This window comes from Pseudomonas sp. FFPRI_1 (assembly GCF_055384485.1).
This window is the reverse complement of the sequence record NZ_AP029168.1, coordinates 5185472-5208680: the sequence shown is the minus strand read 5'-3', so window position 1 is coordinate 5208680 and position 23209 is coordinate 5185472. Positions and strand designations below refer to the sequence as shown.

Here is a 23209-nt window from a genome sequence, read left to right as displayed (position 1 = left end):
AAGTTCTTCGTTGGCCCGGTGTCAGCGGGCGTGGCTAATGGAATCTTGTTATCCGTACGAGTCAACACAGCCGTTCACGGCGTCATCGCACGTCAGGCGCAGGGCACGGGCCCGGCGCCTTTATCGGTGTTACGCGCCGACTACGATCGGACGCGCCAGAGGCGGGACGGCGGCGCTGATGGGCGCGATGCCGGCTTCGAACTCTGGACGGAAATACTTGATGGCACTGCCCAATGGTTCCACGGCGCCCGGTGCGTGAGCACAGAAGGTCTTGCCTGGGCCGAGGAAACCCACCAGACCCAACAGGGTCTCGATGTCGCCGGGCTGGCCTTGACCTTTTTCGATCGCCATCAGCAGCTTGACGCTCCAGGGCAGACCGTCACGGCACGGGGTGCAGAAACCGCAGGACTCACGGGCGAAGAACTGCTCCATGTTGCGCAGCAGCGACACCATGTTGATGCTGTCGTCCACCGCCATGGCCAGGCCGGTACCCATGCGGGTGCCCACTTTGGCGATGCCGCCGGCATACATCTGGGCGTCCAGGTGCTCCGGCAGCAGGAAGCCGGTGCCGGCGCCGCCTGGTTGCCAGCACTTGAGCTTGTAGCCGTCGCGCATGCCGCCGGCGTAGTCCTCGAACAGCTCACGGGCGGTCACGCCGAAGGGCAGTTCCCACAGGCCAGGGTTCTTCACCTTGCCGGAGAAGCCCATCAGCTTGGTGCCGTGGTCCTCGCTGCCTTCGCGGGCCAGGGATTTGTACCACTCCACGCCGTCGCCGATGATCGCCGGCACGTTGCACAGGGTCTCGACGTTGTTCACGCAGGTCGGCTTGCCCCACACGCCCACGGCGGCAGGGAAGGGCGGCTTGGAGCGCGGGTTGGCGCGACGGCCTTCCAGGGAGTTGATCAGCGCGGTTTCTTCACCGCAGATGTAACGCCCGGCACCGGTGTGGACGAACAGCTCGAAATCGAAGCCGCTGCCCAGGATGTTCTTGCCCAGCAGGCCGGCGGCCTTGGCTTCTTCCACGGCCCGGCGCAGGTGCTTGGCAGCGGTGGTGTACTCGCCCCGCAGGAAGATGTAGCCACGGTAGGTCTTCAGTGCACGGGCACTGATCAGCATGCCTTCGATCAGCAGATGGGGCAGTTGCTCCATCAGCATGCGGTCTTTCCAGGTGTTGGGCTCCATTTCATCCGCGTTGCACAGCAGGTAGCGGATGTTCATGGATTCGTCTTTGGGCATCAGGCCCCACTTCACGCCGGTGGGGAAGCCCGCACCGCCGCGACCCTTGAGGCCGGCATCCTTGACGGTCTGCACGATGTCGTCCTGGGACAGGTCGGCGAAAGCCTTGCGGGCTGCCGCGTAGCCGTTCTTGGCCTGGTACTCGTCGAGCCATACCGGCTCGCCGTCGTCGCGCAGGCGCCAGGTCAGGGGGTGGGTTTCTGCGCTGCGCTGGATGCGGTTTGCAGGACCGAAAGAGGTCAGGGTCATACGTAGCCCTCCAACAGTTTGGCCACGCCAGCAGGCTGCACGTCGCCGAAAGTGTCGTCGTCGATCATCAGCGCCGGGGCCTTGTCGCAGTTGCCCAGGCAGCACACCGGCAGCAGGGTGAAGCGGCCGTCGGCGGTGGTCTGGCCGAGGCCGATGCCCAGCTCGCTCTGGATCTGGCTGACCACGGACTCATGGCCGCCGATGTAGCAGACCATGCTGTCGCAGACGCGAATGATGTGGCGGCCCACGGGCTGGCGGAAGATCTGGCTGTAGAACGTCGCCACGCCTTCCACGTCGCTGGCGGGGATGCCGAGGATCTCGCCGATGGCGTAGACCGCGCCGTCAGGCACCCAGCCACGTTCCTTCTGGACGATCTTCAGGGCCTCGATCGACGCCGCGCGCGGGTCTTCGTAGTGATGCATCTCGTGCTCGATGGCCGAGCGCTCGGTTTCGCTCAGGGCGAAACGGTCTGTCTGGATAAGCGTGCTGTTCATGCTTAGCGGTCCACGTCGGCCATAACGAAGTCGATACTACCCAGGTACGCGATCAAGTCCGCGACCATGCTGCCACGGATCACCGAAGGGATCTGCTGCAGGTGGGCGAAGCTTGGAGTGCGGATCCGGGTGCGGTAGCTCATGGTGCCGCCATCGCTCGTCAGGTAATAACTGTTGATGCCCTTGGTCGCTTCGATCATCTGGAAGGATTCGTTGGCCGGCATGACCGGGCCCCACGAAACCTGCAGGAAGTGCGTGATCAAGGTCTCGATGTGCTGCAGGGTGCGCTCTTTCGGCGGCGGCGTGGTCAGCGGGTGATCCGCCTTGTACGGGCCTTCCGGCATGTTGCGCAGGCACTGGTCGATGATCTTGATGCTCTGGCGCATTTCTTCGACGCGAACCATGCAACGGTCGTAGGCATCGCCATTGGCCGCCAGCGGCACTTCGAACTCGAAGTTCTCATAGCCGGAGTACGGGCGGGCCTTGCGCAGGTCGAAATCGCAACCGGTAGAACGCAGGCCGGCACCGGTGACGCCCCATTCCAGGGCTTCCTTGGTGTTGTAGGCCGCGACGCCGATGGTACGTCCCTTGAGGATGCTGTTCTGCAGGGCAGCTTTGGTGTATTCGTCGAGGCGCTTGGGCAGCCATTCGACGAAGTCCTTGACCAGCTTGTCCCAGCCCCGTGGCAGGTCGTGGGCGACGCCACCGATGCGGTACCAGGCCGGGTGCAGGCGGAAACCGGTGATGGCTTCGATCACCGTGTAGGCCTTCTGGCGGTCGGTGAAGGTGAAGAACACCGGGGTCATGGCGCCGACGTCCTGGATGTAGGTACCCAGGAACAGCAGGTGGCTGGTGATCCGGAAGAACTCGGCCATCATGATGCGGATGACGTCGACCTTCTCCGGCACCTTGATGCCCGCCAGCTTCTCGACCGAGAGCACGTACGGCAGGTTGTTCATCACCCCGCCGAGGTAGTCGATACGGTCGGTGTAGGGAATGAAGCTGTGCCACGACTGACGCTCGGCCATCTTCTCGGCGCCACGGTGGTGGTAACCGATGTCCGGGACGCAGTCGACGATCTCTTCACCGTCCAGCTGCATGACGATACGGAACGCACCGTGAGCCGAAGGGTGGTTCGGACCCAGGTTGAGGAACATGTAGTCCTCGTTGGCGCCGGAACGCTTCATGCCCCAGTCTTCCGGACGGAAGCGCGCGGCTTCTTCTTCCAGCTGTTGCTTGGCCAGGCTCAGGGTGAACGGATCGAATTCCGTGGCACGGGCCGGGAAGTCCTTGCGCAGCGGGTGACCTTCCCAGGTCGGCGGCATCATGATGCGCGACAGGTGAGGGTGGCCGGCAAAGTCGATGCCGAACATGTCCCAGACTTCACGCTCGTACCAGTTGGCGTTGGGCCAGATACCGGTCACGGTCGGCAGGCTGAGATCACCTTCGGACAATGCAACCTTGATCATCACGTCGCTGTTACGTTCGATCGACAGCAGGTGATAGAAGACGCTGAAGTCGGCACCTGGCAGGCCCTGGCGCTTGGTGCGCAGGCGCTCGTCCACACCGTGCAGGTCATAGAGCATGACGTACGGCTTGGGCAGGTTGCGCAGGAAGGTCAGGACTTCGACAAGTTTGGCGCGGGTAACCCAAAGCACCGGCATGCCGGTGCGGGTGGCCTGGGCGGTGAACGCCTCAGGGCCAAAACGGTTATTGAGTTCGACAACCACATCCTGGTCGTCAGCCTTATAAGGCGGGATGTACAGAGCACTGCCTGTAGTCATGATTTTTTATCGCTTTCGGTCAACGTAAAGAGTGAAGCCAGTGTCGTTTCGAGAACGGAGCTGGATCAGACTTCGTCAGGGCTGCGCAGGTTGGTGACCTGAATTCGCTGTTCGCGGCGCGCCTCCTTTTGCGACGGCATCTCGGCGCGATACACGCCTTGATCACCGACGACCCAGGAAAGTGGGCGACGCTCCTTGCCAATCGACTCCTGCAAAAGCATCAGGCCTTGCAGGAACGCTTCAGGGCGGGGCGGGCAGCCAGGTACGTAGACGTCCACGGGCAGGAACTTGTCCACCCCCTGAACCACGGAGTAGATGTCGTACATGCCGCCGGAGTTGGCGCACGAACCCATGGAGATGACCCACTTGGGCTCGAGCATTTGCTCGTAGAGACGCTGGATGATCGGCGCCATCTTGATGAAGCAGGTACCGGCAATAACCATGAAGTCTGCCTGACGCGGCGATGCCCGGATCACCTCGGCGCCGAAGCGCGCGATGTCGTGGGGCGCCGTGAAGGCAGTGGTCATTTCCACGTAGCAGCAGGACAGGCCGAAGTTGTACGGCCACAGGGAGTTCTTACGCCCCCAGTTGACCGCGCCGCTCAGCACGTCTTCGAGCTTGCCCATGAAGATGTTTTTGTGGACCTGATCCTCTAACGGATCGGAAACGGTTTCCCGTTCGCCGATCGGGTACTGATCGTTAGGAGCATCGGGGTCGATCCTGGTGAGATTGTATTGCATCGCCAAAGCCTCATTGTTTTAGCTTCGCCTGCCGCTTACGACGACCTTCCGGAGCCCAATCAAGAGCCCCCACTCGCCAAAGGTAGACAAGACCTGCCAACAGAATTGCTATGAAAACGAGAGCTTCGACGAATCCGGTCCAGCCGCTTTCGCGGACGGACACAGACCAGGCAAAGAGAAAGAGGGCTTCGATATCGAAGATCACGAAGAGCATCGCGACCAGATAGAATTTGGCTGAGAGCCGCAAGCGGGCGCCACCGGTAGGTAGCATGCCGGACTCGAACGGTTCGTTTTTGCTGCGGCCCCAGGCTTTTGACCCGAGGAGGCTGGAGACGCCGAGCATGAAGGCGCAAAGGCCGACAACACCCAGAAGGAAAATGGCAAAGCCCCAGTTGTGGGCCATGAGTCCTGTCGCTTCGGGCATGCTGGTAATCCTTAACAGAGAGCAAGAGTCTCTGAGCTTGATAAAGAAATAAAGCAGTGACGATATGTCGCAGCGCAATCAATCGCGCTGATTTTATGGCTAAACACCGGGCAAGTAAAATTTCTAAAGCGAAATTGTTTATCGTAATAAGGACATAGCTCACCTGCTCAGCCCCGTAAGCCGCGGCCTGCGGGCATTAGCGAGGGTTTTGTTAATTATGTTTTGTTGCGGCTGTAACGAAAGTTACATTAGCTAAATGATAATCAATATTGTTTGGACGGCTTTTTAAACTGCTTTCCTCTGGTAAGTGGGAAAGTTGCTTCTTACATGGCTGTTACTGCAAGTAGCAGGGGCGCACCTTTTAACCGGTTTGGTCTTCGATGACACCGCCCTGGATCAATGTTTTGCCGATTTTCTGCAGGTACCGGCTGCCAGGCGTCCGTTTGTGCTGCGCGAGGGGGGGGCTGTCGGGTTGTTGGTAGGTCGATCCCGTCGATGGGGTGGGGTAGGGCAAAAAAAACGCCCCGAACCAGTCGGGGCGTCAGCTTTACAGCAATGCAGTTGTTTTTACCGGGTCTGCATTGGCCGCTCGATCAAGGCGCGAGGCCTGGAATCAATGGAACTGCTCTTCTTCGGTGGAGCCGGTCAGGGCGGTTACCGAGGACGAACCACCCTGGATCACGGTGGTCATGTCGTCGAAGTAGCCGGTGCCCACTTCCTGCTGGTGAGCCACGAAGGTGTAGCCCTTGGCGGCGTCAGCGAACTCCTGCTCCTGCAGCTTCACGTAGGCGGTCATGTCGTTGCGGGCGTAGTCGTGCGCCAGGTTGAACATGCTGTGCCACATGTTGTGGATGCCGGCCAGGGTGATGAACTGGTGCTTGTAGCCCATGGCGGACAGTTCGCGCTGGAACTTGGCGATGGTCGCGTCGTCCAGGTTCTTCTTCCAGTTGAAGGAAGGCGAGCAGTTGTACGACAGGATCTGGTCCGGGTATTCCTTCTTGATCGCTTCGGCAAAGCGACGGGCTTCGTCCAGGTCCGGCTTGGCGGTTTCGCACCAGATCAGGTCGGCGTACGGAGCGTAAGCCAGGCCGCGGGCAATTGCCTGGTCCAGGCCGGCTTTGACTTTGTAGAAGCCTTCCTGGGTACGGGTGCCAGTCACGAATGGCTGGTCGTACGGGTCGCAGTCGGAAGTCAGCAGGTCGGCAGCGTTGGCGTCGGTACGGGCCAGGATGATGGTCGGTACACCGGCAACGTCGGCCGCCAGACGAGCAGCGGTGAGCTTCTGTACGGCTTCCTGGGTCGGAACCAGTACCTTGCCGCCCATGTGGCCGCATTTTTTCACCGAAGCCAGTTGGTCTTCGAAGTGAACGCCGGCGGCACCTGCCTCGATCATGCTCTTCATCAGCTCGTAGGCGTTCAACACGCCGCCGAAGCCGGCTTCGGCGTCAGCCACGATTGGCGCGAAGTAATCGATGTAGCCGTCGTCGCCCGGGTTCTTGCCGGCTTTCCACTGGATCTGGTCGGCGCGACGGAACGAGTTGTTGATGCGCTTGACCACGGTTGGAACCGAGTCCACCGGGTACAGCGACTGGTCTGGGTACATGGATTCGGCGGAGTTGTTGTCCGCAGCCACTTGCCAGCCGGACAGGTAGATTGCCTGGATGCCGGCTTTGACCTGTTGCACAGCCTGGCCGCCGGTCAGGGCGCCCATGCAGTTGACGAAGTCTTTCTCAGGACGGAAGGACGGCTTGGCGCCTTGGGTGACCAGGTTCCAGAGCTTCTCGGCGCCCATGCGTGCCAGGGTGTGCTCGGGCTGAACCGAGCCACGCAGACGAACCACGTCGGCAGCGGAATAAGTGCGAGTCACGCCTTTCCAGCGCGGGTTTTCAGCCCAGTCTTTTTCAAGGGCTGCAATTTGCTGTTCGCGTGTCAGTGCCATGGAGATAAACCTCGTCGCGTCTTGTGTAAAAAGTCGTTCTTGGGCGGAAAATTCCGGCTCGCCACTTACGCAGGTGAAAAGTGCGTAGAAGGCTGCTCGCTGACCAGGAAGCTTAGGCGGCCAAGTCGGGTTTGGCGGGGATGGCGACGGGTGAACGATGGGCTCGAGGAGGAGAGTGAGCAGGTGAAGGCGAGCTGCGGGCGCATTCCGGCGTCGTGGGCCTTCATACGTTCCATCAGTGTGTTGCCGATCGACCTAATTACGCTTCCGTCCCTCGGGACAACTTCGTTCCAGTCGCAATCTCGTCAAACACACCTTGTGGGCGGTACAGACACGAATCGGCTCAGGCGGGTAGGTTAGAGCGCGATCCGAAGGCCCTTGCCAGGGCCCCTGATTAGCGGGAGCGAGGCCATCATGCCCGCGGTTTTTTGGCTCGTCAAATGTTTTGTAGTGCTTTTTTTGCAGCACTACATCTTTGGTCTAATACGACTTATCAGTCAGTTTTTGGTGCTTTAGTCCAGGGTGTCGACCTTGACCCGCAAGGTCATGTCATCCCGGCCCTGGGTCGAGTAACTGCGGCCAAGCCCCTGTTTATCGGCCTGGGTCTGGCGATTGACACCGGCCAGGGTAATCCACTCGCCGAGGCGGCCGCTGACGCTTGTGTCGGTGCTTTGCACGTTCACTACATCGGGACGTTCCTGGCTCATCCGGTCACGGTTGGTACTGATGCTCAGGTGCACGGTCTCGCCGGTCACGCTGGCAGTGACGTAGAAGCCCTGGGTGACGTTGCGGTACTGGGTCTGGTTCTGCAGCCGCCCGTAGGGATCGGTCTGGGTGGTGGTGAGCGGCACGCTCTGGCCGACCTGGATCAGTGCCGGCACGCCCTCGCTGGCCTGGATCTGCTGAATGCCGCCGTCGCGGCTTTCGGTGCTGCGATTGATGATGCGGGTCTGAGGCGCGCCATTGACCGAGTAGCCCTGGTTGTCCTGGAAATTGTTTTCATTGGTGTCGACAGTGATCAGCAGGCGTTTGGCGGCGGTGTCCAGCTGGGCGATGAAGGCTCGCAGTTCGGCGATCTTCTCCGGTTCGGCGTTGACGATCAGTTGGTTGCCGTAGGCGCTGACCTTGCCGTCCTTGCCAAGGAAGTTCTGCGCCACCGGCAGCAGATCGGCACTGGTACGGTTGTTGAGGGGCACGATCTCGGTGGCGGCCATGACCGAGCAGCTGAAAGTCAGCAGCAGCGTCGTGAGCAAGGTGCGTAGGGACATATCCGTTATCTCCGCGAATAGCTGGGGTAAAGCCTTGAGTTTGACACTTTGTCGGCGCGCAGTGGGGCAAGTTGAATGGCGGATGGCAAAACGCCCCAGCGCCCTGAACTCCAGCCTAGTTGGCTGAGGTCCAGGGCGCCGGGGCGTTTTATCCAGCGCGTGGCTCGGGCACTCGGGTCAGGCGCCGCGCACCATGTCGACGTGAGGAATCCCGGCTTCGAGGAATTCCTGGCTGACAATCGAGAAGCCCAGGCGCTCGTAGAACGGCGTGGCCTGAACCTGGGCGCTGAGCATCTGTTGCTGCAGGCCGCGCTTCTCCGCTTCGTCGATCACCGCACGCATCAGTGCGTCGCCAACCTTGAGGCCGCGCCAGTCCTTGAGTACCGAGACCCGGCCGATATGCCCGTCGGGCAGCAGGCGCGCGGTACCGATAGGGAAATCACCCTCGAAGGCCAGGAAGTGCACGGCGCTGTCGTCGTCGGCATCCCATTCCAGTTCGGGCGGTACTGCCTGCTCGGCAATGAACACCGCTTCACGAATGCGCCGGATCTCGGCGTTGTCCTTTTGCCAGTCTGCGACACGTACGCGAATCTTATTCATCGGCAAACCCCAGGCTCCCTTGCTTGACCAGTTCACACAGCAGGCTGCGCCCATCGTCATCCGCCAGCCAGGAGCCGAGGTTGTCGACATGCAGGGCATCGGCCGCGCAAACCATTTTCAACAGTTCACGCAGTTTACCGGGAAGCAGGCGACTTTGGCCGCTGGCGAACAGCAACAGGTCGTCATCGACCTCGGACCAGGCCAGGCGCGCGCTCGGGTTGCGGATCAGCACCGCACCCTGTTCCAGGCCGGCCAGCAGGTCTTCCTCTTCCAGTTCCGGCCCTACCACCAGCTCCGGGTAGCGCGGCTCGGTCATGAACTGGCCAAACCAGGTCAGCAGCAGGCGCTCGTCGCTCATGTGCTCGGCCAGCAGAGCCTTGAGGCGGTCCAGGGCATCGTGCTGGATCTGGTGCGGATCGCTGACCGGCTGGGCGTCGGCGTCGGTGTAGCGCTCTTCGTCGGACAGGAACTGGCTGAGGAAGTCGGTGAAGTGGGTCAGCACCTCAGAGGCGCTTGGGGCACGGAAGCCCACCGAGTAAGTCATGCAGTCGTTAACCGCAACGCCACAGTGGGCCAGGCGCGGAGGCAGGTAGAGCATGTCACCCGGCTCCAGGACCCAGCCTTCGGTTTCTTCGAACTCGGCGAGAATGCGCAGGTCCGCGTGCTGCAGCAGCGGGCTCTCGGAATCGCACATCTGGCCGATCTTCCAGTTGCGCTTGCCATGGCCCTGCAGCAGGAACACGTCGTAGTTGTCGAAGTGCGGGCCGACGCTGCCACCAGGGGCGGCGAAGCTGATCATCACATCGTCGACGCGCCAGCTCGGCAGGAAGCGGAAGTGCTCCAGCAGCTCGGCGACTTCCGGGACGAACTGGTCCACGGCCTGCACCAGCAGGGTCCAGTCGCGTTCCGGCAGCTTGCTGAACTCGTCCTCGGCGAACGGGCCGCGGCGCAGCTCCCAGGGGCGTTCACCGTTCTCGATCACCAGGCGTGATTCGACTTCTTCTTCCAGGGCCAGGCCGGCCAGTTCGTCGGCATCGATCGGGCTTTCGAAGTCGGGCATCGCCTGGCGGACCAGCAAGGGTTTCTTCTGCCAATAGTCACGCAGGAATTCTCGCGCGGTGAGGCCACCCAGAAGTTGCAGAGGAGTATCAGGATTCATGTGTAACCTATTGAAAAAGTGTACTTTTCTAGCAGGAATAAAAACGCCCGGCGCGGCCGGGCGTCAAAAGGTCGAGCAATCGGTCAGATGCGCTTGGCCTGGGCCACGGCGTTGCCGATGTAGCTGGCCGGGGTCAGTTGCTTGAGCTCGGCCTTGGCCTCGGCAGGCATGTCCAGCCCGTCGATGAAAGTCTGCAGCGCTTCAGGGCTGATGCCCTTGCCGCGGGTCAGTTCCTTGAGTTTCTCGTAGGGGTTTTCGATGTTGTAGCGGCGCATCACGGTCTGGATCGGCTCGGCCAGCACTTCCCAGCAGGCGTCCAGGTCGGCAGCGATCTTCTGCTCGTTCAGTTCCAGCTTGCTGATGCCCTTGAGGCTGGCCTCGTAGGCGATGACGCTGTGGGCGAAACCAACGCCCAGATTGCGCAGCACGGTGGAGTCGGTCAGGTCGCGCTGCCAGCGGGAAATCGGCAGTTTGCTCGCCAGGTGCTGGAACAGCGCGTTGGCGATACCCAGGTTGCCTTCGGAGTTTTCGAAGTCGATCGGGTTGACCTTGTGCGGCATGGTCGAGGAACCGATCTCGCCGGCAATGGTGCGCTGCTTGAAATAGCCCAGGGAGATGTAGCCCCAGATATCGCGATCGAAGTCGATCAGGATGGTGTTGAAGCGGGCGATGGCATCGAACAGCTCGGCGATGTAGTCGTGAGGTTCGATCTGGGTGGTGTAGGGGTTGAAGGCCAGGCCCAGCTCGTCTTCGATGAAGGCGCGGGCGTTGGCTTCCCAGTCGATCTGCGGGTAGGCCGACAGGTGGGCGTTGTAGTTGCCCACGGCACCGTTGATCTTGCCCAGCAGCGGCACGGCGGCCACCTGGGCGATCTGGCGCTCAAGACGATAAACCACGTTGGCCAGCTCTTTGCCCAGGGTGGTCGGCGAAGCCGGCTGGCCGTGGGTGCGCGAGAGCATCGGCACTTCGGCGAAGCGGATCGCCAGTTCGCGGATGGCGTTGGCGGTCTGGCGCATCAGGGGCAGCATCACCTCATCACGGCCTTCGCGCAGCATCAGGGCGTGGGACAGGTTGTTGATGTCCTCGCTGGTGCAGGCAAAGTGGATGAATTCACTGACGTTGGCCAGCTCAGGCAGCTTGGCAGCTTGTTCCTTGAGCAGATACTCGATGGCCTTGACGTCGTGGTTGGTGGTGCGCTCGATCTCTTTGACGCGCTCGGCGTGCTCCAGGGAGAAGTTCTCCGCCAGGGCATTGAGGACGGCGTTGGCTTCGGCGGAAAACGCCGGCACTTCGCTGATGGCGCTGTGGGCGGCCAGGCGCTGGAGCCAGCGCACTTCAACCAGAACGCGGGCACGGATCAGGCCGTACTCGCTGAAAATAGGGCGCAGGGCCTGGGTTTTGCCGGCGTAGCGGCCGTCAACAGGGGAAACCGCAGTGAGCGAAGAGAGCTGCATGGGGTGTTCTCGGACAGTCGGGCAACGAAATGGGGCGCGTATCATACATGAAAATATCCGCCGGTCCGTTGCCAACTGACCAGCGTCTTACGCGCAGCTCTTGAAAAAAGCAGGTAGAGCCAGCGCAGCTCAGCTGCTGCGCATCAATGGATAGAGTTCTTTGAGCAATTTGCGCCGGCTGATCACCAGTTGCCAGCGATGCCCGCCCAGCTGGCGCCACAGGCGTGCCGAGCGGATGCCGGCCAAGAGCAGGGCGCGGATCTTCGAGGCGTTGCTCGGCTGCTGCAGGTTGCGCATGTCGCCGTGCACCTGGATGCGCTGGCGCAGAGTGCTCAGGGTGTCCTGGTATAGGCCGCCACAGGCCGCGATCACATTTTCATGGGCGGGGCCGAAGTGTTCCACCTGGGATTGGATCTGCGGCAGGCGCTTGCCGATGGTCTCCAGCAGGTCTTCGCGCTTGGCCAGTTGGCGCTCCAGGCCGAGCATCGACAGGGCGTAGCGCAGTGGCTCGCGTTGCAGGGTGCTGGGGTCGCGCTCCAGGGCGCCGATCAGGGCCCGGTAGCCTTCGCGCAGGTTGATGTCGTCACCGCCGTAGACTTCCAGGGTGTCCTTCGGATCGCGGATCAGCAGGCTGCCGAGCATGCAGCTCAGGGCTGCCTCGCTGACCTGGCCGGTCTTGGCGATGCGGTCCACCAGGACTGCGGCCAAAAATACCCCCCCCAGCGCCGTCAGTTGCTCCTGAATCGGGCTCATGGACGCACGTCCTTGCTGCTCCAGGGCTCGGCCACTTCGATCACGCCGCCGCCGAGACAGACTTCGCCGTCGTAGAACACCACGGACTGGCCGGGGGTCACCGCCCGCTGCGGGTCGTCGAAGGTGGCGCGGTAGCCGCTGGCGGTCCGTTCCAGGGTGCAGGGCTGGTCGCTCTGGCGGTAGCGCACCTTGGCGGTCAGGCGGCGTGGCTGGTCGAGGTCGATCGGGTTGACCCAGTAGATTTCCGAAGCCAGCAGGGCGCGGGAGAACAGCCAGGGGTGATCATTGCCTTGGCCAACGATCAGCTCGTTGTGCTCCAGGTCCTTGATCAGCACGTACCACGGCTCGTCGCTGGCGTCCTTCAGGCCGCCGATGCCCAGGCCCTGGCGCTGGCCGATGGTGTGGTACATCAGGCCGTGGTGGCGGCCGATGACTTCACCTTCAGTGGTCTTGATCTCGCCAGGCTGGGCCGGCAGGTACTGCTTGAGGAAGTCGCTGAAGCGCCGCTCACCGATAAAGCAGATGCCGGTGGAGTCCTTTTTCTTCGCGGTGGCCAGTTCGTACTTCTCGGCGATGGCACGCACCTCGGGCTTTTCCAGTTCGCCGACGGGGAACAGGGTCTTGGCGATCTGTTCGCCACCAACGGCGTGCAGGAAGTAGCTCTGGTCCTTGTTCGGGTCCAGGCCCTTGAGCAGTTCGGTGCGGCCATCGATGTCGCGGCGGCGCACGTAGTGGCCGGTGGCGATCAGGTCGGCGCCGAGCATCAGGGCGTAGTCGAGGAACGCCTTGAACTTGATTTCGCGGTTGCACAGGATGTCCGGGTTCGGCGTGCGCCCGGCCTTGTATTCAGCCAGGAAGTGCTCGAACACGTTGTCCCAGTACTCGGCGGCAAAGTTGGCAGTGTGCAGCTTGATGCCGATCTTGTCGCACACAGCCTGGGCGTCCGCCAGGTCGTCCATGGCGGTGCAGTATTCCGTTCCGTCGTCTTCCTCCCAGTTCTTCATGAACAGGCCTTCCACCTGGTATCCCTGCTCCATCAGCAGGAGGGCGGAAACGGAAGAATCCACGCCGCCGGACATGCCGACAATGACGCGCTTCTTTTGGGTGTCAGAAGGGGCTGGATCACGCATAGGAATTCAATGGGTGTCTTGAAAAAGGACGCGATTCTAACAGGCTGAGGCCCGCAAGGCTAAAACTGCGGTTAAAGCGACGGACGGATCAGCGCCAGGCTGTGCAGTTGGCCGTCCAGGTAATCGTCCAGGCACTGCAGGATCAACTCGCTGCGCCAGTTGGCTCGCTGCTCCAGCAGTTGTTCACGGCTCAACCAGCGCGGGCCGATGATGCCGTCATCCAGTTGATAGTCCGGACGCTGGCGCAATGGCTTGGCGGCAAAGCACACGCGCTGGTAGGTGACGCCATTGCTCGGGGCGGTGTAGAGGTAGATGCCGACCACGCCGGTCAATTCCACGTCCCAGCCGGTTTCTTCCAGGGTTTCACGCACGGCCGCCTGAAGCAGGCTTTCATTGGCATCCAGGTGCCCGGCGGGCTGGTTGAGCACGGCTTGTTCGCCCTGATACTCCTCGACGAACAGGAAGCGACCCTGGTCCTCGACGATGGTGGCGACGGTGATGTGAGGTTGCCATTCCATAAAGGCACTCCTTTATAAAGGAAGAGCATTGTAGGAGCCGGCTTGCCGGCGAAGCGAGCGCCGCATATTGGGCGTGGGGGCATTCGCCGGCAAGCCGGCTGCTACAGGCTCTATAAGCACAAACCCCGGCGCGGGGCCGGGGTTTGTGTGTTCGGTGGTGCTTACGCCAGCGCAGCGATGGCTGCGTTGAGGGTGGCGCTCGGGCGCATGGCCTGGCTCACCAGCTCGGGGTTGGCGCTGTAGTAGCCACCGATGTCCACGGGCTTGCCCTGTACGGCGTTGAGCTCGGCAACGATGGTCGCCTCGTTCTCGGTCAGGGTCTTGGCCAGGGTGCTGAACTGCGCTTGCAGGGCAGCGTCCTCGGTCTGGGCGGCCAGGGCCTGGGCCCAGTACAGTGCCAGGTAGAAGTGGCTGCCGCGGTTGTCGATGTTGCCGACCTTGCGCGATGGCGACTTGTTGTTGTCGAGGAACTGGCCGGTGGCCTGGTCCAGGGTCTTGGCCAGTACCAGGGCCTTGGCGTTGTTGTAGGTGTTGCCCAGGTGCTCCAGGGAAGCGGCCAGGGCCAGGAACTCACCCAGGGAGTCCCAGCGCAGGAAGTTCTCTTCCAGCAGCTGCTGCACGTGCTTCGGAGCCGAACCGCCGGCGCCGGTTTCGAACAGGCCGCCACCGTTCATCAGCGGCACGATCGACAGCATCTTGGCGCTGGTGCCCAGTTCCATGATCGGGAACAGGTCGGTCAGGTAGTCGCGCAGGACGTTGCCGGTCACCGAGATGGTGTCCTTGCCTTCGCGGGTGCGGGCCAGGGTGAACTTCATGGCGTCGACCGGAGACATGATGCGGATGTCCAGGCCGCTGGTGTCGTGATCCTTCAGGTAGGCCTGGACTTTCTCGATCATCACGCCGTCATGGGCGCGCATCGGGTCCAGCCAGAAGATCGCCGGGGTGCTGCTGGCGCGAGCACGGTTGACGGCCAGCTTGACCCAGTCCTGGATCGGCGCGTCTTTGGTCTGGCACATGCGGAAGATGTCGCCGGCTTCGACTTTCTGCTCCAGCAGCAGGCTGCCTTTGCTGTCGGTGACGCGAACCACGCCGTCAGCCTTGATTTCGAAAGTCTTGTCGTGGGAGCCGTACTCTTCGGCTTTCTTGGCCATCAGGCCAACGTTCGGCACGCTGCCCATGGTGGTTGGATCGAAGGCGCCATTGGCTTTGCAGTCTTCGATCACTGCCTGGTAGATGGTGGCGTAGCAACGGTCCGGGATCACCGCCTTGGTGTCGTGCAGCTGGCCGTCGGTGCCCCACATCTTGCCGGAGTCACGGATCATGGCTGGCATCGAGGCGTCGACGATCACGTCGCTCGGCACGTGCAGGTTGGTGATGCCTTTGTCGGAGTTGACCATGGCCAGGGCCGGGCGGGCAGCGTAGACGGCCTGGATGTCGGCTTCGATGGCAGCTTGCTGGTCGGCCGGCAGGGCCTTGATGCGGGCGTACAGGTCGCCGATGCCGTTGTTCAGGTTGAAGCCGATTTCCTTGAGCACGGCAGCGTGCTTGGTCAGGGCGTCCTGATAGAACTCGGCAACGATCTGGCCGAACATGATCGGGTCGGAAACCTTCATCATGGTGGCTTTGAGGTGTACCGACAGCAGCACGCCTTGTTGCTTGGCGCTTTCGATTTCAGCGGCGATGAAGGCGCGCAGGGCCTTTTTGCTCATCACGGCGCAATCGAGGATCTCGCCGGCTTGCACGGCGGTCTTTTCCTTCAGGACGGTGGCAGTGCCGTCTTGAGCGATCAGCTCGATCTTGACGCTGTCAGCGGCGTCGATCAGGGCAGCTTTCTCGCTGCCGTAGAAGTCGCCATTGTTCATGTGGGCAATGTGCGACTTGGAGTCCTTGGCCCAGGCGCCCATCTTGTGCGGGTGCTTGCGCGCATAGTTCTTCACCGACAGCGGAGCGCGGCGGTCGGAGTTGCCTTCACGCAGGACCGGGTTCACGGCGCTGCCCTTGACCTTGTCGTAACGCGCCTTGGCGTCCTTGTCGGCATCGCTGGTAACGGTTTCCGGGTAGTCCGGCAGGGCGTAGCCCAGGGCCTGCAGCTCTTTGATCGCGGCTTGCAGTTGTGGGACCGAGGCGCTGATGTTCGGCAGCTTGATGATGTTGGCTTCTGGGGTGACCGCCAGCTCGCCCAGTTCGGCGAGGTGGTCCGGCACCGCTTTGGCACCCAACTGCTCGGGGAAGCTGGCGAGGATGCGCCCGGCCAGGGAGATGTCACGGGTTTCCACGGCGATATCAGCCGAAGCGGTGAAGGCTTCTACGATAGGCAGCAGGGAATAGGTGGCGAGGGCCGGGGCTTCGTCGGTGAAGGTATAGATGATCTTCGAGCGGGTGGGCATATTCGGATTAACTCTCTTCTTTGCTAAAGCGTGCGCAGAAACTCGAGGTGCGCCGGGTAAGCGCTTTCGTTCAAAGGTCGTCCATGAGCCGAATGTCGAGGTTTCTTCGCGGTGATGTTGGGTGCATCAGTCGAGCGTCAAGCGGGTGGGCTGTGGTAGCAGCCCGGCTTTGGGCGGCCAGTCTCGGCTAGTTTTTTCGGTAGCAGAGCGGTTCGGCCGTCGTGACTCTGTGGTCAGCGGCGGCATTATACATAGGTAGCTAGCAAAACGCCGATGCTTCATGGGCACCGGTTCTCGTCCATTGGTCTAAAGGTCGCAGGCAGGGGGCAGGCGTAGAGTCGTTCGAGGTGCTCGATTTTGGCACTTTTCCCTTTGCTTTCAGGCTTGTAGGCCGCGAACTGCGCAGCTTTGCGGTCGATGAGTGGAACATGAGGTTCCCGTCCAGATTCAACTGGGTTACGCTCGAACGCAGCCAGATGTTCAATCCACACAACGGAGTTCAGCATGGGATACAAGAAGATTCAGGTTCCAGCAGTCGGCGACAAAATCACCGTCAACGCAGACCATTCTCTCAATGTTCCTAACAATCCGATTATCCCTTTCATCGAAGGCGACGGTATTGGCGTTGATATCAGCCCGGTCATGATCAAGGTTGTCGATGCTGCGGTTAAGAAGGCTTACGGCGGCGAACGCAAGATTTCCTGGATGGAAGTGTATGCCGGGGAAAAGGCGACTCAAGTGTACGACCAGGACACCTGGCTTCCTCAGGAAACCCTGGACGCAGTGAAGGATTACGTGGTTTCGATCAAGGGCCCGCTGACCACTCCGGTCGGTGGCGGCATCCGTTCCCTCAACGTGGCCCTGCGTCAGCAGCTGGATCTCTATGTGTGCCTGCGCCCGGTGCGCTGGTTCGAAGGCGTGCCCAGCCCGGTGAAGAAGCCTGGCGACGTGGACATGACCATCTTCCGTGAAAACTCCGAAGACATTTACGCTGGCATCGAGTGGAAAGCCGGCTCGGCGGAAGCGACCAAGGTCATCAAGTTCCTTAAAGAAGAAATGGGCGTCACCAAGATCCGTTTCGACGAGAACTGCGGTATCGGCGTCAAGCCGGTTTCCCTGCAGGGCACCAAGCGTCTGGCGCGCAAGGCGCTGCAATATGTAGTGGACAACGACCGTGACTCGCTGACCATCGTGCACAAAGGCAACATCATGAAGTTCACCGAAGGTGCCTTCAAGGAATGGGCCTATGAAGTGGCGGCCGAAGAGTTCGGTGCGACCCTGCTGGATGGCGGTCCGTGGATGCAGTTCAAGAACCCGAGAACCGGCAAGAACGTCATCGTCAAGGACGCCATCGCCGACGCCATGCTCCAGCAGATCCTGCTGCGCCCGGCCGAATACGATGTGATCGCCACCCTCAACCTCAACGGTGACTACCTGTCCGACGCCCTGGCGGCGGAAGTGGGCGGCATCGGTATCGCGCCGGGTGCCAACCTGTCCGACACCGTGGCCATGTTCGAGGCCACCCACGGCACCGCGCCGAAGTACGCAGGCAAGGACCAGGTGAACCCGGGGTCGCTGATCCTCTCGGCCGAGATGATGCTGCGTCACATGGGCTGGACCGAAGCCGCGGACCTGATCATCAAGGGCACCAACGGCGCGATCTCGGCCAAGACCGTGACCTATGACTTCGAGCGCCTGATGCAGGGTGCGACCCTGTTGTCGTCGTCGGCGTTCGGCGATGCGCTGATCTCGCACATGTAAGCGGTTGATTCACGCACAAAGCAAACCGGCCGACTCAATCCCTTGAGTCGGCCGGTTTTTTAATGACTGGATGTTGGGTCAATCAGCTCAAGGCGCCCTCAGGCTGTACCTCGGCAGTCACGATTTCGCCGGGAACCTTCAAGGCGCTGATGTTGACCGCGTGCAGGCCCTTGGGGCCCTGGATGATCTCGAAGCTCACAGCCTGTCCGGCTTTCAAGGTCTTGTAGCCATCCATTTCGATGGCCGAGTAATGGGCAAACAGATCATCGCTTTTGCCCTCCTCATTAATAAAGCCGTACCCCTTGGCATTGTTGAACCACTTGACCTTACCGCTAGCCATACTCATATCCCTCTGCAACTGACTCCATCACTGGAGTATCATCCAGTTCATCCGCCGACAAACTTGGTAAAAAGGTTGACGCCGCGGACGTTTATTACCCAATGTGGGCCCTATTGGTTGTAACACCGTTTTGCCGATAGTCAAGGTGACCCGGCGGTCGGAGTTGAATTCCTTCCAGGGCGCCCCCACCACTGTATTTGCACAACTGACGAACCTTTCTTTCCATGCATGCAATCAGCCAGATTCGACTAACATTCAATCAGGATCGCCCGGACTTGCACGACGACGATTCCGCTGGTTTGGCGGTACAGGAGGCCAAGCCTGCGTTACAGGCACCGCCAATGTACAAGGTGGTTTTGTTCAACGATGACTACACCCCGATGGATTTCGTCGTCGAAGTGCTCGAGATGTTTTTTAACCTGAATCGCGAGCTGGCGACCAAGGTCATGCTGGCCGTCCATACCGAAGGGCGGGCAGTGTGTGGATTGTTTACCCGCGACATCGCCGAGACCAAGGCCATGCAGGTCAACCAGTACGCCCGGGAAAGCCAGCATCCGCTACTCTGTGAAATCGAGAAGGACGGTTAACGCCGACCACTTGGGTATGAGGTGAAGCTATGTTAAACCGCGAGCTCGAAGTCACCCTCAATCTCGCCTTCAAGGAGGCCCGCTCGAAGCGTCATGAATTCATGACTGTCGAGCACCTCCTGTTGGCTCTTTTGGATAATGAGGCCGCCGCCACTGTTTTACGTGCCTGCGGAGCCAACCTCGACAAACTCAAGCACGACCTGCAGGAGTTCATCGACTCCACCACGCCATTGATCCCCGTTCATGACGAAGATCGCGAGACTCAGCCAACCCTGGGTTTCCAGCGTGTACTGCAACGTGCTGTCTTTCATGTACAGAGCTCGGGCAAGCGTGAAGTCACCGGCGCCAATGTGCTGGTAGCCATCTTCAGTGAGCAAGAGAGCCAGGCGGTGTTCCTGCTGAAACAGCAGAGCGTTGCCCGTATCGACGTGGTCAATTACATCGCCCATGGCATCTCCAAGGTGCCGGGGCATGGTGATCATTCCGAAGGTGAGCAGGATATGCAGGATGAAGAGGGCGGCGAATCGTCTTCTTCGAGCAATCCACTGGATGCCTACGCCAGCAACCTCAATGAACTGGCCCGTCAGGGGCGCATTGATCCGCTGGTCGGGCGCGAGCAGGAGGTTGAGCGCGTAGCGCAGATCCTCGCTCGTCGGCGCAAGAACAACCCGCTGCTGGTGGGTGAGGCGGGCGTAGGCAAGACGGCTATTGCCGAAGGCCTGGCCAAGCGTATCGTCGACAACCAGGTGCCCGACCTGTTGAGCAGCAGTGTCGTGTATTCGCTGGATCTCGGTGCCTTGCTGGCGGGTACCAAGTACCGCGGCGACTTCGAGAAGCGCTTCAAGGCGCTGCTGGGCGAATTGAAGAAGCGCCCTCAGGCAATCCTGTTCATCGATGAAATCCATACCATCATCGGCGCCGGTGCGGCTTCCGGTGGCGTGATGGATGCCTCGAACCTGCTCAAGCCGCTGCTGTCCTCGGGTGATATCCGTTGCATCGGTTCGACCACGTTCCAGGAATTCCGTGGCATTTTCGAGAAGGATCGGGCCCTGGCTCGACGCTTCCAGAAAGTCGACGTGTCCGAACCTTCGGTCGAGGACACCATCGGTATCCTGCGCGGACTCAAGGGGCGTTTCGAGGCCCATCACAACATCGAATACAGTGATGAGGCGCTGCGCGCTGCGGCGGAACTGGCTTCGCGCTATATCAATGACCGGCATATGCCGGACAAGGCCATCGACGTCATCGACGAGGCGGGTGCCTACCAGCGTCTGCAACCGGCCGAGAAGCGCGTGAAGCGCATCGAGGTGGCTCAGGTCGAGGACATCGTGGCGAAGATCGCGCGTATTCCACCGAAGCACGTCACCAGTTCCGACAAGGAGCTGCTGCGCAACCTTGAGCGCGACCTCAAGCTGACGGTGTTTGGTCAGGACGCGGCGATCGATTCGCTGTCGACGGCGATCAAGCTGTCTCGCGCCGGGCTCAAGTCGCCGGACAAACCGGTCGGCTCCTTCCTGTTCGCCGGTCCCACCGGTGTCGGCAAGACCGAGGCGGCGCGGCAACTGGCCAAGGCCATGGGGATCGAGCTGGTGCGCTTCGACATGTCCGAGTACATGGAGCGGCACACCGTTTCGCGCCTGATCGGTGCGCCTCCCGGCTATGTCGGTTTCGACCAGGGCGGCCTGCTGACCGAGGCCATCACCAAGCAGCCGCACTGTGTGCTGTTGCTCGATGAGATCGAGAAGGCCCACCCGGAAGTCTTCAACCTGCTGCTGCAGGTGATGGACCACGGTACCCTGACCGACAACAACGGGCGCAAGGCGGATTTTCGCAACGTGATCGTCATCATGACCACCAACGCCGGTGCTGAAACCGCGGCGCGAGCCTCCATCGGTTTCACTCATCAGGATCACTCTTCCGATGCCATGGAAGTGATCAAGAAGAGTTTCACTCCGGAGTTCCGCAACCGCCTGGACACCATTATCCAGTTCGGTCGCCTGAGCCACGAAGTGATCAAGAGCGTGGTGGACAAGTTCCTTACCGAGCTTCAGGCGCAGTTGGAAGACAAGCGCGTGCAGCTGGAAGTGACCGATGCCGCTCGCAGCTGGCTGGCCGCCGGTGGTTACGACGTGACCATGGGCGCGCGTCCGATGGCACGCTTGATCCAGGACAAGATCAAGCGTCCATTGGCCGAAGAGATCCTGTTTGGCGAGTTGTCCGACCATGGCGGTGTGGTGCACATCGACATCAAGGACGGCGAACTGACCTTCGATTTCGAAACCACGGCGGAGATGGCTTGATAGCCGCGTAACGCAGCAGTACCGCCAAAGGCACCGGAGGGTGCCTTTGTGCTGTCTGGGGTTTGCTCGGCTTGCGAGCCTTGCACCTTTGCAGGGAGGGGGCGGATTGCAGGAGCCGGCTTGCCGGCGAACAGGCCTTCACGCCCTGCACCGTTCTTGAGCTTGAAGTCGCTGGCAAACCAGCTGCTGCGGCTTTTCTCCAGGCGAACAAAAACGCCCGGCATAACCGGGCGTCTTGTATTGACTTGCTTAGCGAGCGCGGTAAGTGATGCGCCCTTTGCTCAAGTCATAGGGCGTCAGCTCGACGCGCACTTTGTCACCGGTAAGAATACGAATGTAGTTCTTGCGCATCTTGCCGGAAATATGCGCGGTTACGACGTGCCCATTTTCCAACTCCACGCGAAACATGGTGTTGGGCAGGGTGTCGACGACAGTGCCTTCCATTTCGAAGCTGTCTTCTTTCGACATGCAGTAAAGCCCTCGGTGTCCAATGAATGGCCCGGTGCAACTGCGCCAGGCAAAAGCGGCGTGCATTGTGCCCGAAAAGTGGGGTTCAAGCCAAGGCCTTCTAGTTGAGGATCACCCATCTCTGGTTTATCAGCAGCTCAATGGGGCGATATTGGGTCTTGTAATTCATTTTTTTGCAGTTTTTGATCCAATAGCCGAGGTAGACCGCATCCAGGCCCAGGCGCAGGGTCTCGCCGATCTGCCAGAGGATCGCAAAGCGTCCCAGGCTGCGGCGTTCTTCGTCCGGTTCATAGAAGGTGTAGACCGCCGAAATCCCATTGGGCAGCAGGTCGGTGACCGCCACCGCCAGCAGGCGCCCGTGCAGGCGGAACTCGTAGAAGCGCGAAAACGGCAGGTCGCGCACCAGAAAGGTGGAAAACTGGTCGCGGCTGGGGGGGAACATGTCGCCATCGGCGTGACGCTGCTCGATATAGCGCTGGTACAGGTCGAAGTACTCTTCGCTGAAACCAGGCTTGGCGGCCTGCACCGTCAGGTCGCTGTTGCGCTTGAGGATGCGTTTTTGCTGGCGATTGGGGATGAACTGCGCCGCCGGAATGCGCGCCGGGACGCAAGCGTTGCAGTTCTGGCAGTGGGGGCGATACAGGTGATCGCCACTGCGACGAAACCCCATTTCCGACAGATCAGCGTAGACATGCACGTCCATGGGCTGGCTAGGATCGAGAAACAGGGTGGTCGCCTGTTCGTCGGGCAGGTAGCTGCAAGCGTGGGGTTGAGTGGCATAAAACTTCAGGCGCGCCAACTCGGTCATGAGTCAACCCTCGGAATAAGCTTTGGGTTTAAGTGTAAGCCACAGCGGTGAAACCCGCCTAGGAAACCCATATGGCGCGGCTCGGCTGGTCCAGGTGGCGCTCCAGGTAACCGGCAAATTCCGGGCGCGGGATGGAGCGAGCGCCCAGGCTGTGCAAATGCTCGGTGGGCATCTGGCAGTCAATCAGCACGAAACCCCAGTCACGCAGCTGTTGCACCAGGGTGGCGAAACCGAATTTCGAGGCGTTGTCGGCGCGACTGAACATCGACTCGCCGAAAAACAGTTGGCCCATGGCCAAGCCGTACAGTCCACCCACCAGCGTGCCCTGGTCCCAGACCTCCACCGAATGGGCGAGGCCGCGTTGATGCAATTGCAGGTAGGCCTGCTGCATGGCTTCGGTGATCCAGGTGCCATCGGCATAGGCCCGAGGGGCCGCGCAGGCGCTGATGACCGCAGCGAAATCCTGGTCGAAGGTGACCTGGTAGCGTTGCTGGCGCAGCAATTTGTTCAGGCTGCGTGAAATGTGCAGTTCGTCGGGAAACAGCACGGTGCGAGGGTCGGGGGACCACCAGAGGATCGGCTGGCCTTCGGAGAACCAGGGGAAACAGCCGTGGCGGTAGGCCCGGATCAGGCGATCGGCGGAAAGATCGCCGCCGGCGGCCAGCAGGCCATTGGGCACGCGCATGGCTTTTTCCAGTGGCGGGAAATCCAGGGAGTTGCGTTGTAACCAGGTCAGCATGGCATCCAGACTTACGGCAGGGGAGGGCGGTGGCAGGCCTTTGCATTGCGGCCCGCCACAAGCCTAGGGCG

21 protein-coding genes are annotated in these 23209 nt (G+C 60.9%); 3 read left to right on the top strand and 18 right to left on the bottom strand.

Annotated elements, in window-relative coordinates; genetic code table 11:
• Positions 1–129: 129 nt before the first annotated feature.
• The 14 genes from nuoF to ACZ5BO_RS22960 all read right to left on the bottom strand — a co-directional run bounded on the left by nuoF (position 130) and on the right by ACZ5BO_RS22960 (position 16135).
• Positions 130–1485 carry an NADH-quinone oxidoreductase subunit NuoF gene (gene nuoF / locus ACZ5BO_RS23025; RefSeq protein WP_025126586.1) on the bottom strand — a complete coding sequence of 452 codons (1356 nt, stop codon included), beginning with the start codon at positions 1483–1485 and terminating at the stop codon, positions 130–132.
• Positions 1482–1979: an NADH-quinone oxidoreductase subunit NuoE gene (gene nuoE / locus ACZ5BO_RS23020; RefSeq protein ID WP_011062188.1), complete on the bottom strand. Its 498-nt coding sequence runs from the start codon at positions 1977–1979 to the stop codon at positions 1482–1484. Before nuoE ends, nuoF begins: the two co-directional genes overlap by 4 nt.
• 2 nt (positions 1980–1981) lie before the next feature.
• Positions 1982–3763 carry an NADH-quinone oxidoreductase subunit C/D gene (gene nuoC, locus ACZ5BO_RS23015; protein ID WP_025126587.1) on the bottom strand — a complete coding sequence of 594 codons (1782 nt, stop codon included), beginning with the start codon at positions 3761–3763 and terminating at the stop codon, positions 1982–1984.
• A 65-nt stretch (positions 3764–3828) separates the two neighbouring features.
• Complete coding sequence (locus tag ACZ5BO_RS23010) at positions 3829–4503, bottom strand: NuoB/complex I 20 kDa subunit family protein (protein ID WP_025126588.1); 675 nt, start codon at positions 4501–4503, stop codon at positions 3829–3831.
• A gap of 10 nt (positions 4504–4513) precedes the next feature.
• The gene (locus tag ACZ5BO_RS23005; protein ID WP_011062185.1) at positions 4514–4927 is read right to left on the bottom strand and encodes an NADH-quinone oxidoreductase subunit A; all 414 of its coding nucleotides are present in this window, start codon (positions 4925–4927) and stop codon (positions 4514–4516) included.
• Positions 4928–5540: 613 nt separating this feature from the next.
• Positions 5541–6866: an isocitrate lyase gene (gene aceA / locus ACZ5BO_RS23000; protein ID WP_025126589.1), complete on the bottom strand. Its 1326-nt coding sequence runs from the start codon at positions 6864–6866 to the stop codon at positions 5541–5543.
• A gap of 512 nt (positions 6867–7378) precedes the next feature.
• Complete coding sequence (locus ACZ5BO_RS22995) at positions 7379–8134, bottom strand: secretin N-terminal domain-containing protein (protein WP_464696576.1); 756 nt, start codon at positions 8132–8134, stop codon at positions 7379–7381.
• 177 nt (positions 8135–8311) lie between these two features.
• On the bottom strand, positions 8312–8734 hold the full coding sequence (locus ACZ5BO_RS22990; protein ID WP_025126591.1) for a GNAT family N-acetyltransferase: 423 nt from the start codon (positions 8732–8734) through the stop codon (positions 8312–8314).
• Positions 8727–9893, bottom strand: a complete 1167-nt coding sequence (locus tag ACZ5BO_RS22985) for a ribosomal protein uL16 3-hydroxylase (protein ID WP_025126592.1) — start codon at positions 9891–9893, stop codon at positions 8727–8729. The genes ACZ5BO_RS22990 and ACZ5BO_RS22985 overlap by 8 nt, the downstream gene beginning before the upstream one ends.
• Positions 9894–9976: 83 nt before the next feature.
• Positions 9977–11347, bottom strand: a complete 1371-nt coding sequence (gene purB / locus ACZ5BO_RS22980) for an adenylosuccinate lyase (protein WP_025126593.1) — start codon at positions 11345–11347, stop codon at positions 9977–9979.
• A gap of 129 nt (positions 11348–11476) precedes the next feature.
• Positions 11477–12100 carry a high frequency lysogenization protein HflD gene (gene hflD / locus ACZ5BO_RS22975; protein WP_025126594.1) on the bottom strand — a complete coding sequence of 208 codons (624 nt, stop codon included), beginning with the start codon at positions 12098–12100 and terminating at the stop codon, positions 11477–11479.
• Positions 12097–13230, bottom strand: a complete 1134-nt coding sequence (mnmA, locus tag ACZ5BO_RS22970) for a tRNA 2-thiouridine(34) synthase MnmA (RefSeq protein WP_025126595.1) — start codon at positions 13228–13230, stop codon at positions 12097–12099. The genes hflD and mnmA overlap by 4 nt, the downstream gene beginning before the upstream one ends.
• A gap of 71 nt (positions 13231–13301) precedes the next feature.
• Positions 13302–13748, bottom strand: coding sequence for an NUDIX hydrolase (locus ACZ5BO_RS22965; RefSeq protein ID WP_464696575.1), 447 nt, complete (start codon positions 13746–13748; stop codon positions 13302–13304).
• A 161-nt stretch (positions 13749–13909) separates the two neighbouring features.
• Positions 13910–16135, bottom strand: coding sequence for an NADP-dependent isocitrate dehydrogenase (locus ACZ5BO_RS22960; protein WP_464696574.1), 2226 nt, complete (start codon positions 16133–16135; stop codon positions 13910–13912).
• A gap of 504 nt (positions 16136–16639) precedes the next feature.
• On the opposite strand from ACZ5BO_RS22960, the gene icd reads away from it, so the two are divergent.
• Positions 16640–17896, top strand: coding sequence for an NADP-dependent isocitrate dehydrogenase (gene icd, locus ACZ5BO_RS22955; protein ID WP_025126598.1), 1257 nt, complete (start codon positions 16640–16642; stop codon positions 17894–17896).
• An 82-nt stretch (positions 17897–17978) separates the two neighbouring features.
• Here icd and cspD read toward each other — a convergent pair whose 3' ends face one another.
• Positions 17979–18236: a cold shock domain-containing protein CspD gene (gene cspD / locus ACZ5BO_RS22950; protein WP_043274457.1), complete on the bottom strand. Its 258-nt coding sequence runs from the start codon at positions 18234–18236 to the stop codon at positions 17979–17981.
• A gap of 224 nt (positions 18237–18460) precedes the next feature.
• Here cspD and clpS point away from each other — a divergent pair, with 224 nt between their 5' ends.
• Together clpS and clpA are read left to right on the top strand one after the other, a co-directional pair.
• A complete protein-coding gene (gene clpS, locus ACZ5BO_RS22945) occupies positions 18461–18823 on the top strand; it encodes an ATP-dependent Clp protease adapter ClpS (protein WP_011062173.1) in 363 nt (120 codons plus the stop codon).
• A 29-nt stretch (positions 18824–18852) separates the two neighbouring features.
• The gene (gene clpA, locus ACZ5BO_RS22940; protein WP_464696573.1) at positions 18853–21123 is read left to right on the top strand and encodes an ATP-dependent Clp protease ATP-binding subunit ClpA; all 2271 of its coding nucleotides are present in this window, start codon (positions 18853–18855) and stop codon (positions 21121–21123) included.
• A 249-nt stretch (positions 21124–21372) separates the two neighbouring features.
• Here the strand turns inward: clpA and infA are convergent, their stop codons facing one another.
• The 3 genes from infA to aat form a co-directional block, all read right to left on the bottom strand.
• Entirely contained in the window at positions 21373–21591 is a 219-nt protein-coding gene (gene infA / locus ACZ5BO_RS22935; RefSeq protein WP_002553999.1) for a translation initiation factor IF-1, read from the bottom strand.
• Positions 21592–21691: 100 nt separating this feature from the next.
• A complete protein-coding gene (locus ACZ5BO_RS22930) occupies positions 21692–22399 on the bottom strand; it encodes an arginyltransferase (protein WP_025126601.1) in 708 nt (235 codons plus the stop codon).
• Positions 22400–22457: 58 nt separating this feature from the next.
• Positions 22458–23138 (bottom strand): leucyl/phenylalanyl-tRNA--protein transferase, encoded by a 681-nt coding sequence (gene aat, locus ACZ5BO_RS22925; RefSeq protein WP_025126602.1) that lies wholly within the window; start codon positions 23136–23138, stop codon positions 22458–22460.
• Between the last annotated feature and the right edge of the window lie 71 nt (positions 23139–23209).